Origin of the sequence: Paenalcaligenes sp. Me52 (assembly GCF_050487965.1) — a bacterium.
Classification (GTDB): domain Bacteria; phylum Pseudomonadota; class Gammaproteobacteria; order Burkholderiales; family Burkholderiaceae_B; genus Paenalcaligenes.
Genome location: NZ_JBKQFO010000001.1, coordinates 997,955 through 1,010,500 on the forward strand (window position 1 = coordinate 997,955; position 12,546 = coordinate 1,010,500).

The following is a 12,546-nucleotide window of genomic DNA, read 5'->3' on the forward strand; positions in this document are numbered from 1 at the left end:
ATTGTGAGTACCGAGCAATACCTTCTGGATACCTTTACATTTACACAACAACACGAGACTAAAACGGGGCAGATAGCTGCAGAAAAGCTTGCTCGCGCCATAGAAGGTCTTGTGCCGCAGCGGGGCCAGGTGTTTAATTGGTCTGCTTCGGGTAGTGTAGACACGACAGAACGCCGTTTTATTCGTTTGAGTGTGAACGGTTCCATGTTCTTGCAGTGTCAACGTTGTCTGCAAGATTACGAATATCCAGTGGTGGTGGACACTCTTTTTGAAGTGGTGAACACGGAAGCCGAGCTGGATGAGGATGAGGATGATGTAGAGACACCTGATCGTGTCTTGGCGTCGCTAAATCTAGATTTGTTTGGATTGATTGAAGACGAGGTCATTTTGGCGTTGCCGTATATTCCGCGCCATGATGTATGTCCGTCTTTACCTGGAGAGTTGTCCGAAGAGGATGCGTCCGGGCTGGAAACAGAGAAACCCAATCCATTTGCAGTGTTGGGCAAGCTTAAAAAGTCTTAGCTCATTTTTTGTATTTATTTTTTTTGTAGGGTAGACCGCCTTTTTATGGTTTGCCCTGTATACAGGAGTCATCATGGCTGTTCAGCAAAACAAAAAGAGCCCTTCACGTCGTGGCATGCGTCGTTCACACGATTCGTTGACTGGGCCAGCAACGGCTATCGAGCCAACTACAGGTGAAATGCACTTGCGTCACCACATCAGCCCTAACGGCGTATACCGTGGCCGTAAAGTTCTGAATACTAAAAACGACGATTAATGCGTTGTTGAGTGCTTCGCAATCACCTAGTTTGCGCGCTTGATGTCACAAAAAACAATACGTATCGCCATTGACTGCATGGGCGGGGATACAGGTTTACCTGTAACTATTCCTGCTGCCATGCAGTTTTCGCAACGGCACTTGGATACTCTATGCCTGCTGGTGGGTGATGCTGATGCTATCAAGGCTCAGCTTGCCGCTGAAGGTAACCGGTCAGATGACTGGTATCAAATCCTGCCTGCTTCAGAAGTCGTCACTATGGACGACTCTGTTGAGGTGGCTTTGCGCCGTAAAAAAGATTCCTCCATGCGTGTAGCTGCTCAGGCCGTTAAAGACGGTTTGGCAGGTGCCTGTATTTCTGCGGGAAATACGGGTGCATGGATGGCAATCAGCCGGTATGTGCTGAAAACTCTGGAAGGCATTGATAGGCCAGCTATAGCGGCGCCTATCCCAAACTCCAAGGGTGGGGCAACCACTGTATTGGATTTGGGTGCTAACGTAGACTGTAGTGCAGAGCACTTATTGCAGTTTGCGATCATGGGTACAGCATTGGTGGCCGCTGTAGAGGGGCGAGAGCGTCCTACAGTGGGGCTGCTTAATATCGGTGAAGAAGTGATTAAAGGCAACGATGTCGTGAAACAAGCGGCAGAGTTGCTACGCCATAGCGGACTGAACTTCCAAGGTAACGTGGAAGGTGACGATATCTGTAAAGGTAGTGTAGATATTGTGGTCTGTGATGGTTTTGTTGGGAATGTGGTTCTGAAGTCTATGGAAGGGCTGGCTAAAATGGTAGCCAGTATGTTGCGTGAAGAATTTACGCGTGATGCACTGAGCATGACTGCAGGTCTAGTTGCCAAACCGGTATTGAAACGTTTGGGTAAACGGGTTGATAACCGGCAATACAATGGCGCGGCCTTGCTGGGTTTGCGCGGTATTGTTATTAAAAGCCATGGCTCGGCAGATGCTTATGCCTATGGTTATGCGTTAGAGCGAGCACGCCAAGCCGTGAAAAACGGTTTGTTGGAAGGGACGGCTGCAGCAATTGCACGTCTACAGTGCTCAAATGAAGACAAGATGGATGAGCCTGTTCTTGATGTACACTCATCTACGGTAAGTCCTCAGTAACGTATTCAGGAATTTATGTATATGCCCTATGCCAAAATAATTGGGTCAGGTAGCTATCTGCCTCCCAAGGTGGTTTCCAACGATGATTTGGCGGCCGATCTGGCTACCCGTGGCGTGGAAACATCCGATCAGTGGATACGTGAGCGCACTGGTATACAGCAGCGTCACTTGGCAGAGCGGGGCGTAAAAACCAGTGAGTTGGCAACATTAGCAGCTAAAGCTGCTTTAGAAGATGCTGGCGTTCAAGCCGCAGACATCGATCTAATCGTGTTGGCCACTTCTACGCCTGATTTTGTATTTCCTAGCACCGCTTGTCTGGTGCAAGCCAATATTGAAGCCGTAAATGCAGCTGCCTTTGATGTGCAAGCTGTTTGTAGTGGCTTTGTTTATGCGCTGACTACTGCTGAGGTTTACATCAAAGCAGGTAGAGCCAAAAAAGTATTGGTGATTGGTGCAGAAACCTTCTCTAGCATCCTTGATTGGAATGACCGCAGCACCTGCGTGTTGTTTGGTGATGGTGCGGGTGCGGTTGTGCTAAGTGCTAGCGAAGAACCAGGTATCTTGGCAGCAAAACTGCATGCTGATGGTACCAAAATGCCTATTTTGAGCGCAGCAGGTAATGTCTCCTACGGTGAAGTGGTGGGCGATCCTTTCTTGCGCATGGATGGGCAAGCAGTATTTAAATTTGCCGTGAACGCGTTAACCCAATCTGCACACCAGGTGTGCGAAGAAGCGGGTGTGGCGCTAGAAGAAATTGATTACATGATCCCTCACCAAGCAAACCTGCGTATCCTGAGCTTCTTGGGTCGCAAGTTAGGTGTGTCGGACGATAAGATAGTTGTGACACTGGACAAGCATGCGAATACCTCTGCTGCCAGTGTACCGTTGGCGTTAGATGCGGCCCGTAAAGATGGTCGTCTAGTGCCGGGTAAACTGGCCTTGCTGCAAGGCGTGGGCGGTGGTTTTACGTGGGGTTCTGTGCTGGTGCGCATGTAAACCTATAATAAGATGCCTGTACGGCGTGCTGTACACGCAGTGAATAACTACTCTCTACGACAAACAACTATGAAATTTGCTTTGGTTTTTCCCGGACAAGGTTCGCAAACTGTGGGCATGCTGGACGCGTGGCGTGATAACGCTGCCGTACAAGCGGTTATGGCAGAAGCGGATCAGGCGCTAGGGCAGTCATTGAGTGCCTTGATCGCAGAAGGTCCTGCAGAAGATTTAAATCTGACTACCAATACTCAGCCCGCCATGTTAAGCGCCTCATTGGCGATGTACAAAGCGTGGGTAGAAGAGGGTGGTCCAGTTCCAGCAGTAATGGCTGGTCACAGCTTGGGTGAGTACTCTGCATTGGCAGCCGCTGGCGTGTTCAGCTTGGCTGATGCTGTGCGTTTAGTGCGTATACGTGCCAACGCTATGCAAGATGCAGTACCCGTAGGTGTGGGTGCAATGGCTGCTATTTTGGGCTTGGATGACGATACAGTACGCGACGTATGTGCTGAAGCGGCTCAGTCTGAAGTGGTAGAGGCCGTTAACTTCAATGCTCCTGCGCAAGTTGTGATCGCTGGTCATAAAGCTGCAGTTGAGCGTGCATGTGAGTTGGCTAAAGCAAAAGGCGCTAAACGTGCGCTGTTGCTGCCTGTTTCTGCTCCTTTCCACTCTAGCTTGCTGGAGCCTGCGGCGAACGTATTGGAAGGTGCATTGGCTGATGTGGCCATGCAAGAGCCTTCTGTGCCTGTGATTAACAACGTAGACGTAGATGAGCCAGCAGATGTTGCGGCTATCCGCTCTGCTTTGGTGCGTCAGGCATGGCACGCTGTGCGTTGGGTAGAAACTATTCAGAAAATGAAAGCCATGGGTATTACCCATGTGGTGGAATGCGGTCCAGGCAAAGTGCTAGCTGGTCTGATCAAGCGTATTGATCGTGACTTGGAAGTGCTGTCTGTGAACGACCCCGATTCGCTGGCTCAGGCTATTGCGACATTAAAAGGATAAATCATGAGTGCATTGTTAGAATCCAAAGTAGCACTGGTCACTGGGGCAACCCGTGGCTTGGGTAAAGCGATTGCCGAGCAACTGCAAGCACAAGGCGCTATTGTTATTGGTACAGCTACATCCGAGGCTGGTGCTAAAACAATTAGCGATAACCTGGCTGCTGGCGGTGGTCGTGGCGTGGTGTTGGATGTGACTGATGCGCAAGCTTGCGATGCTTTGATTGCAGAGCTGACCGAGCAGTATGGTGGTCCGCATATTCTGGTGAATAACGCCGGTATTACGCGTGATAACCTCACCATGCGCATGAAAGATGAAGATTACGATGTGGTGATGGACACCAACCTGAAAGCGGTTTTCCGCTTGAGTCGTGCAGTAATCAAACCAATGGTTAAAGCACGCTGGGGTCGCATCATCAATATCACGTCGGTGGTGGGTTACTCTGGCAACGCAGGTCAAGCAAATTATGCTGCAGCTAAAGCAGGTGTGGCAGGAATGTCCCGAGCCTTGGCAAGGGAGCTTGGCAGTCGTAATATTACGGTGAATTGCGTAGCGCCAGGTTTCATTGAGACCGATATGACTAAAGCGTTGAGTGAAACACAAACTGACGCACTACGTAGCCAAATTCCTCTGGGCCGTTTAGGTGCTCCAGAAGATATTGCCCACGCTGTGAGTTTCCTTGCTAGCCCGCATGCTGCCTACATTACAGGGACAACAGTCCATGTAAATGGCGGAATGTATATGTAAAGAGCTTGGAAGTTCTCAGTTCTAAGGTAAAATTATTTGATTTGTAAGGGGCGTATTAGTAGATATCGAAGCAGTATTTTGATTATTCACTACTAGTGCTGCCATTTTTTTATCATAGCCTACACCCACATTTACATAGTGTTTGACTATAATTCGTGGGTAGCAATCCCCAAATTGGAGAATCCGCATGGAAAGCATCGAACAGCGCGTCAAGAAGATAGTCGCTGAACAACTTGGCGTTAACGAAGCCGAGATCAAGAACGAATCTTCTTTTCTTGACGACCTCGGTGCCGACTCGCTCGACATGGTCGAGCTCGTGATGGCGCTCGAAGATGAATTCGAAACCGAAATCCCAGACGAAGAAGCTGAGAAAATCACGACGGTTCAGCAAGCTGTTGACTACATCAACGCTAACAGCAAGCAGTAATTTACAATCAAGGGTGTGGGCAGGTAGCTGCTTGCCCCGCTTAGGCGGTTTTTGGCGGACATCGCTGAGCAGTTCTGTACTGGTAACCAGCTCAGAACATCACTGATGTTCTGGCCAGACCGCTTTTTTTGTTTTTAGGAGTCATCCGTGAAGCGACGTGTCGTGATTACTGGACTGGGCATTATCTCCCCAGTCGGCAACGATATTGCTACTGCATGGGATAACATCACTAACGGTCGTTCCGGTATTGGGCGCATTAGCCGTTTTGATGCATCCGAAATCAATGCTCAGATTGCAGGTGAAGTTAAGAATTTTGACGTTACCGAATACATGACTGCTAAAGAAGCCAAGCAAATGGATACCTTTATCCATTATGGTGTGGCAGCAGGTATGCAGGCATGGAAAGACTCCGGGTTAGAGCTTAGCGAGGAAAACGCCGAACGTATCGGTATTATCGTGAGCTCCGGTATCGGTGGTTTGCCCCGCATTGAAGATACACAAAAAGATTATTTGGAACGTGGTGCACGACGCATTTCGCCGTTCTTTGTGCCAGGTTCTTTGATTAACCTGATTTCAGGTCAGCTATCTATTATCTTGGGTGCTAAAGGCCCAAGCTATGCGGTAGTGTCTGCATGTACAACAGGCTTGCACTCCATTGGTGATGCCGCTCGTTTGATCGAGTACGGTGACGCTGATGTGATGGTAGCCGGTGGTGCTGAGTCCACAGTGTCCCCACTGGGTATTGGCGGCTTTGCTGCCATGCGCGCATTGTCCACACGCAACGATGATCCTACAACGGCTTCTCGCCCATGGGATAAAGATCGTGATGGTTTTGTGCTGGGTGAAGGCGCTGGTGTGTTGGTATTGGAAGAGTACGAACACGCACGTCGTCGTGGCGCTCGCATTTACGGTGAGTTTGTAGGTTACGGTATGAGCTCTGATGCTCACCATATCACTACACCAGACAAAGATGGTCCTAAACGCGGTATGCAAAATGCGTTGCGTAATGCAGGCTTAGATGCTTCTGCTGTGGACTATGTGAATGCGCATGGTACGTCCACACCTTTGGGTGATTTGAACGAAAGTGAAGCGATCAAGCTGGCTTTTGGTGATCACGCTAAAAAACTGGTAGTGAACTCTACTAAATCCATGACCGGTCACTTGTTAGGTGCCGCGGGTGGTATTGAGGCAGTGTTCACAACTTTGGCTGTGTACAACCAAATTTCTCCGCCTACTATCAATATCTTTAATCAAGATCCTGCGTGTGATCTGGATTACTGCGCGAATGTAGCGCGTGAGATGAAGATTGATGTTGCGTTGTCGAACTCCTTTGGTTTCGGTGGAACCAACGGCTCGATGATTGTGAAGCGTCTCGCCTAACACCGTGCCACGGGCAACGTCGGTTATTTCTAAAACCCGAGCTATTGCATCCCAGACTCCGGTCTGGGTGTGGTGCTCGGGTTTTTTGTTGCCTGTTTTTGTGTCCTATTGTGTATTCACTGTTGTGTGTCAGGTCGCTGCGGTAGAGTATGCCCTAGTGGCAGCGTTTTTAGTTGCTGCTGTGGTATATGGCTATTGTTTGCGCGGAAATGATGCCCATATAGTAGAGATGGGGTGGCAGGGCATGCAGTGGCAATTGCAACTGCAGCGACAGCACCATACGGAAAACTGTATAGGTTCCCTGCAGAAAATATGGCGAACACCGTGGTGGATAGTATTGAGTTTTTCTCTGAATAAGTGCGATGCAAAGCCCGAACGTGGCTGTTTCAGTGTTTGGCGTTCTACCTGTAGCCCTGCGTTATGGCGCGCTTTAAATAAAAAGCTGAACCGTGATTTGATGCTTGGATACATAGCCACATCAAAGGATGCGACATGAGTGAACGTGATGTCGATGCTGATCTAGTTAAGCGGGTACAACAAGGCGATAAACGTGCGTTTGATTTGTTGGTGCTGAAGTATCAGCGTCGCATCATGCGTTTGTTGTCACGGATGGTGCGTGACCCCGCTGAAGTTGAGGATGTAACGCAGGAAACGTTTATCAAAGCCTATAGAGCACTCGCCCAGTTTCGTGGTGAAAGTGCGTTTTATACATGGCTATATCGTATTGCTATTAATACAGCACGCAACTGGCAAGCGTCGGCAAATCGTAGACCTTTGTTAATTAATCCAGCAGAAAACGACGAAGGTGAAACTTTTGACCAAATTGATAACCTAACAGACATCAGCACCCCTGAGTCTGAAATGGTAAGCAAGCAGGTTGTAGAGACGGTTAATGCAGCAATTGCAGCCTTACCTGAAGAGTTGCGTACTGCCATTGTTCTGCGTGAGATAGAAGGCATGAGCTACGAGGACATTGCTCAAACGATGAGCTGCCCTATAGGTACGGTGCGTTCACGGATCTTCCGTGCAAGGGAGGCAATTGCTAATGAATTGCGCCCAGTGCGGGAAGCGGGTAGTACAGATCGAGGTTGGTAGAAGGAATACGTCATGGTGAAGAATTCACAGTTGATCATTACAGAGGAAACTGAAACGGCTAGTTGGGAAGCCACGGTTTCTGCTTGGGTGGATGGCGATGGGGAAGTTCGCGCTGATGAGCTAGATACGCCATATGGGCGACAAATCTGGGATACCTATCACTTGATTGGTGATGTGTTACGCAGCGAAGAACTAGCGCTTACCCCTTCGGATAAGTTTTATGCACGACTCTCTAAGGCTATTGATGAAGAGCCTATAGTGTTTGCTCCGCAGCACAAACGCTTTAGAAAGTCGGTCAGTGTGGGGCTGTCTAGCTTGGCGGCTGCCGCTGCAGTAGCGGCTGTTGCGTGGGTGGCTACACCAACTAGTATGTTGAGTGATACTCCATCTGAACCTGTGTTGGCTATTGCTGCTGATGATGTATGGTGGGATTACATGGATGCTCACCGTGATATGTCTGGTTTGGGGCCTGTGCGTCAGGTGTCCTATGATCAAGGAGCATTGCAGTAATGGTGAGGGGCTGGGTTTTTTCTGCCAGATCAGGACGTACAGCACGTGGTATGGGCATATTGCTCTACTCTGCTGTGTTGGGCCTTTCATTCTTGCCACAGGCAGCGCACGCTGCACTAGAGCCGGGTGTGTCTACACCAGAGAGCTTCCTCTTTTTGCAAGATATTCAGCAGGCTGCACGTGATCTGGATTACGCTGGCATTGTTACCTATACCCAAGATGGCTCTACGCAAGCGATCAATGTAGTGCATATGGTAGATGGTACTGGCGAGCGTGAACGTTTAGAGTTATTAGACGGTACACCGCGTGAGTATCTACGTCATAACGATGAAGTGCTGTGCCTTGTGCCAGAGCGTAAATTGATTGTTGTAGAAAAGCGTAGACCAGATCGTTTCCCTGCCATCTTATTAGGTAGCGTGGACAATCTACCTACATACTATTCAGCAAGTGTTATTGATGAAGTGCAGCGCATCGCAGGCCGTGAGTGTCGCGTGTATGAGCTACATCCTAAAGATACATTGCGCTATGGCTATCGTTTTTGTGCTGATGTAGCTAACTCGTTGTTGCTGCAGGCTGAAACCTTGAATGCTAATGGCGATGTGATCAATCAGATTGCGTTTGCCAATATTGCCTATGGCAGTCGTATGCCTATGTCGGGATTAGAGTCTGCCTTCAATACTGATGGCTGGCGCACCCTGAATGCCTACATGGAAGACATTGATTTGGTGTCTGAGGGGTGGGCTATTCCTTATCCCAATGGTTTTGAACCTGTGACACAAGTAGTACGCTCGATGAGGGCCACCAGAAAAGTAGTGCAATTGGTGATGTCTGACGGGCTGGCTGCTATTTCTGTGTTTATTGAGCCAGTGACTAACCACGGTTCATACATGAAAGAAGATCATGGCTCTAGCCGTGGCAGTATGAATTTATACCGTACTCAAGTGGCAGAGTACTGGGTCACAGCTACGGGCGAAGTCCCGTTGAGTACATTGCGCGATTTGGCAGCAAACGTGGAATATGTGCCATTTAACAAAAAAAATTGACGCTCATTCAATAGGAGTTAATGATGCAAGTCATTCGTTCTGGATACCAAAAATTGGCCGCTCCTTTGGCTGCTGTGGCAGCTGGGCTGGCAGTGGCAATGGCGACGCCGCAGGCCTTCGCGCAAGCTGAAGAGTCTCGCCCCGTTCCCACAATTACTCTACCTGATTTCTCTAGCATCGTAGAAAAAACAGAGAAGTCTGTGGTCAATATTCGTACTACAGAAGTCGTGCCTGTGTACCAAGGCGCAGGTGGTGAAGGTGATCCTTACGATTTGTTCCGTTGGTTCTTTGGCCCTGATATGGCACCTCCCGGCATGGCACCTCCGCAACAGCGTGGAGGTCCTAGACAGGCAGTGCCACAACAGCGTGAGCGTGTTGTACCTCGTGGTGTAGGCTCGGGCTTCATCATTTCAGATGATGGTTATATTCTGACGAACAACCACGTGGTTGCGGATGCTAACGAAATTTTCGTGACCATGACTGATGGTAAAGAATACAAAGCCAGCATAGTGGGTCGCGATGAGCGCACAGACGTGGCATTGATCAAAATTGAAGCCAAGTCTTTGCCTCCATTAGTTATTGGTGATCCAGCTGCCTTGAAAAAAGGTGAATGGGTGGTAGCGATTGGTTCTCCGTTTGGTTTGGACTCTACCGTGACCGTGGGTGTGGTCAGTGCGATCAATCGTGATACGGGTGATTACCTGCCTTTCATTCAAACAGACGTGGCCGTGAACCCAGGTAACTCTGGTGGTCCTTTGTTAAACCTGCATGGTGAAGTGGTAGGGATAAACTCCCAGATTGTTTCCCGTAGTGGTGGCTTCATGGGTATTTCCTTGGCCATTCCTATTGATGAAGTGATGCAGGTTGTTGCTCAACTGAAAGAGCACGGTAAAGTAACGCGTGGTCGTATTGGTGTGCAAATCACTCAAGTCGATGAAGGTGTTGCTAAAGCTCTGGGCTTGGAAGACAGTAAAGGGGCACTCGTGAGTGCAGTAGAGCCTGATGGTCCTGCAGCAAAAGCAGGCATTCGCTCTGGTGACGTGATTCTGAAATTTGGTGACAGACGCGTCGAGCAAATGAGTGACTTGCCTCGTATCGTAGGTGCCGTAAAACCGGGTACGGAAGTCCCTGTGGAAGTATGGCGTAAAGGTAAGTCCATGACGGTGAAAGCCACTGTGGAAGAAATTCCTGGCGCACCAGCAACAAGTGATACCAGCACACCAGCTCCTAGCAATGTAGACAGTCTGGGCTTAAGCGTAAAAGCAATGAGCAAAGCTGAAGCAGAGCTGTTTGGGCTGGAAGCCGGTGTGATTGTGACAGAGGCTTCAGGTGCTGCGGCTGAAACAGGTATCATGGAAGGCGATGTGATTGTTCGCATCAACGATCAAGATATTGATAGCCCCTCGCAATACAACAAAGTGGTAAAAGGCTTGGCGAAAGACAAGGCTGCTGCTGTGTTGGTGGTGCGTGACAGCAACTCACAATGGGTATTAATCACGCCAGAAGAATAATGTGCCGTAAAAAGGTAAAATAACTGTTATGCAGATGGGGGCGCCCTGAGCGCCCCTCTTTTTTGCCGTGAAACAAAGTCATTTAGTGTTTCAGGCAGCATTTCTTTAACCGCTGTTTTTTTGTTTTTGGGCCTATGGACCATATTCGCAACTTCTCCATTATTGCTCACATTGATCATGGTAAATCCACGCTGGCAGACAGACTGATCCAGCGTTGTGGTGGCCTGGAAGATCGTGAAATGTCCACACAGGTTTTGGACTCCATGGATATTGAACGTGAGCGGGGGATTACGATCAAAGCCCAGACGGCTGCCTTGCACTACAAAGCTAGAGACGGCAAGGTCTACAATCTGAACCTGATTGATACCCCCGGGCACGTTGACTTCTCCTACGAAGTTTCCCGCTCGCTATCCGCGTGTGAAGGCGCGTTGCTCGTTGTAGATGCATCACAAGGTGTGGAAGCACAAACGGTAGCAACCTGCTATACCGCTCTTGAGCAAGATCTGGAAGTTATTCCGGTGCTGAATAAAATGGATTTGCCCTCAGCAGATCCGGAAGCAGCCCGTCAAGAAGTAGAAGACGTCATCGGTATTGACGCTTCTGAAGCTATTCCTGCCAGTGCTAAAACAGGCATGGGCATAGACGATATTCTAGAAGCAGTGGTACACAAGATTCCTGCACCTACAGGTGATCCTGACGCACCATTGCAGGCATTAATTATTGACTCCTGGTTTGATAACTACGTTGGCGTAGTGATGCTGGTTCGTATTGTGAACGGCACGCTCAGACAAAAGGATAAAGTACTGTTGATGTCTACCGCTGCGACTCATCACGCAGATCAGATCGGTGTGTTTACGCCCAAATCTACACCACGTGATGTATTGTCCGCAGGTGAAGTAGGTTTCATTATCACAGGCATGAAAGAGTTAGAGCATGCCAAAGTCGGTGATACGGTGACGCATGCAGGTAAACCTGCAAGTGCCCCATTGCCTGGCTTTGTAGAAGTGAAACCGCAGGTATTTGCTGGTTTGTACCCTGTGGAAAGTAGTGAGTACGATCAGCTACGTGATTCGCTAGAAAAACTGAAGTTAAACGATGCCTCGTTGATGTTTGAACCCGAAGTTTCCCAAGCGTTGGGCTTTGGTTTCCGATGCGGTTTCTTGGGGCTGTTGCACATGGAAATTGTGCAAGAGCGCTTAGAGCGCGAGTTCGACATGGACATCATCACAACCGCCCCATCAGTTGTGTACGAAGTTCAGCGTAATGATGGCGAAGTCTTGATGATTGAAAGTCCATCACGTATGCCAGAAGTGGGCCATATCGCTGAAATACGTGAGCCTATCGTTGAGGTGTCATTGTTGATGCCACAAGACTACGTAGGCCCTGTGATGACGCTCTGTAACAACAAGCGTGGTGTACAGAAGAACATGACGTATTTAGGGCGCCAAGTAAGCTTGGTTTACGAAATGCCCTTGGCGGAAATTGTTCTGGATTTCTTCGACAGACTGAAATCAGTGTCGCGTGGCTATGCTTCCATGGACTACGAGTTCATCGAGTACCGTTCTGCTGATGTGGTGAAAGTAGATGTGCTGATTAACGGCGACAGAGTCGATGCCTTGTCGGTGATTGTGCACCGTGCGAATGCGCGCTTCCGTGGTCGTGAAGTAGTATCTAAGATGCGTAGCCTGATTCCACGTCAGATGTTTGATATTGCGATTCAAGCAGCGATTGGTGCGGAAATTATTTCCCGTGAGAACGTGAAAGCCTTGCGTAAAAACGTGTTGGCTAAGTGTTACGGTGGTGATATTTCCCGTAAGAAAAAACTGCTGGAAAAACAGAAAGCAGGTAAGAAACGCATGAAACAAGTAGGGAACGTAGAGATCCCTCAAGAGGCGTTCTTGGCAATTCTGCAAGTTGACGAAAAGTAATAGACAA

13 protein-coding genes are annotated in these 12,546 nt (G+C 49.0%); all 13 read left to right on the forward strand.

Going from position 1 to position 12,546, the window contains the following annotated elements; all coding sequences use genetic code 11:
* Positions 1–3 precede the first annotated feature (3 nt).
* The 13 genes from ACLO87_RS04635 (at position 4) to lepA (ending at position 12,539) form a co-directional block, all read left to right on the forward strand.
* Entirely contained in the window at positions 4–522 is a 519-nt protein-coding gene (locus ACLO87_RS04635) for a YceD family protein (RefSeq protein ID WP_168246784.1), read from the forward strand.
* Positions 523–595: 73 nt separating this feature from the next.
* A complete protein-coding gene (rpmF, locus tag ACLO87_RS04640) occupies positions 596–778 on the forward strand; it encodes a 50S ribosomal protein L32 (RefSeq protein WP_135861703.1) in 183 nt (60 codons plus the stop codon).
* Between the two features lie 42 nt (positions 779–820).
* Positions 821–1,903, forward strand: a complete 1,083-nt coding sequence (plsX, locus tag ACLO87_RS04645) for a phosphate acyltransferase PlsX (RefSeq protein WP_135861704.1) — start codon at positions 821–823, stop codon at positions 1,901–1,903.
* A 21-nt stretch (positions 1,904–1,924) separates the two neighbouring features.
* Positions 1,925–2,899: a beta-ketoacyl-ACP synthase III gene (locus ACLO87_RS04650; RefSeq protein ID WP_430222906.1), complete on the forward strand. Its 975-nt coding sequence runs from the start codon at positions 1,925–1,927 to the stop codon at positions 2,897–2,899.
* A 69-nt stretch (positions 2,900–2,968) separates the two neighbouring features.
* On the forward strand, positions 2,969–3,901 hold the full coding sequence (gene fabD, locus ACLO87_RS04655) for an ACP S-malonyltransferase (RefSeq protein WP_135861706.1): 933 nt from the start codon (positions 2,969–2,971) through the stop codon (positions 3,899–3,901).
* 3 nt (positions 3,902–3,904) lie between these two features.
* The gene (gene fabG / locus ACLO87_RS04660) at positions 3,905–4,645 is read left to right on the forward strand and encodes a 3-oxoacyl-ACP reductase FabG (RefSeq protein WP_135861707.1); all 741 of its coding nucleotides are present in this window, start codon (positions 3,905–3,907) and stop codon (positions 4,643–4,645) included.
* 187 nt (positions 4,646–4,832) lie between these two features.
* The gene (acpP, locus tag ACLO87_RS04665; protein ID WP_135861708.1) at positions 4,833–5,072 is read left to right on the forward strand and encodes an acyl carrier protein; all 240 of its coding nucleotides are present in this window, start codon (positions 4,833–4,835) and stop codon (positions 5,070–5,072) included.
* Positions 5,073–5,219: 147 nt separating this feature from the next.
* The gene (gene fabF / locus ACLO87_RS04670) at positions 5,220–6,452 is read left to right on the forward strand and encodes a beta-ketoacyl-ACP synthase II (protein WP_135861709.1); all 1,233 of its coding nucleotides are present in this window, start codon (positions 5,220–5,222) and stop codon (positions 6,450–6,452) included.
* A 492-nt stretch (positions 6,453–6,944) separates the two neighbouring features.
* Positions 6,945–7,547, forward strand: coding sequence for an RNA polymerase sigma factor RpoE (gene rpoE, locus ACLO87_RS04675; protein ID WP_135861710.1), 603 nt, complete (start codon positions 6,945–6,947; stop codon positions 7,545–7,547).
* A gap of 12 nt (positions 7,548–7,559) precedes the next feature.
* A complete protein-coding gene (locus ACLO87_RS04680; RefSeq protein WP_135861711.1) occupies positions 7,560–8,057 on the forward strand; it encodes a sigma-E factor negative regulatory protein in 498 nt (165 codons plus the stop codon).
* Between the two features lie 50 nt (positions 8,058–8,107).
* Positions 8,108–9,100, forward strand: coding sequence for a MucB/RseB C-terminal domain-containing protein (locus ACLO87_RS04685; RefSeq protein WP_168246785.1), 993 nt, complete (start codon positions 8,108–8,110; stop codon positions 9,098–9,100).
* Between the two features lie 23 nt (positions 9,101–9,123).
* On the forward strand, positions 9,124–10,611 hold the full coding sequence (locus ACLO87_RS04690; protein ID WP_430222907.1) for a DegQ family serine endoprotease: 1,488 nt from the start codon (positions 9,124–9,126) through the stop codon (positions 10,609–10,611).
* A 134-nt stretch (positions 10,612–10,745) separates the two neighbouring features.
* The gene (gene lepA / locus ACLO87_RS04695; protein WP_135861713.1) at positions 10,746–12,539 is read left to right on the forward strand and encodes a translation elongation factor 4; all 1,794 of its coding nucleotides are present in this window, start codon (positions 10,746–10,748) and stop codon (positions 12,537–12,539) included.
* The last annotated feature ends 7 nt before the right edge of the window (positions 12,540–12,546 follow it).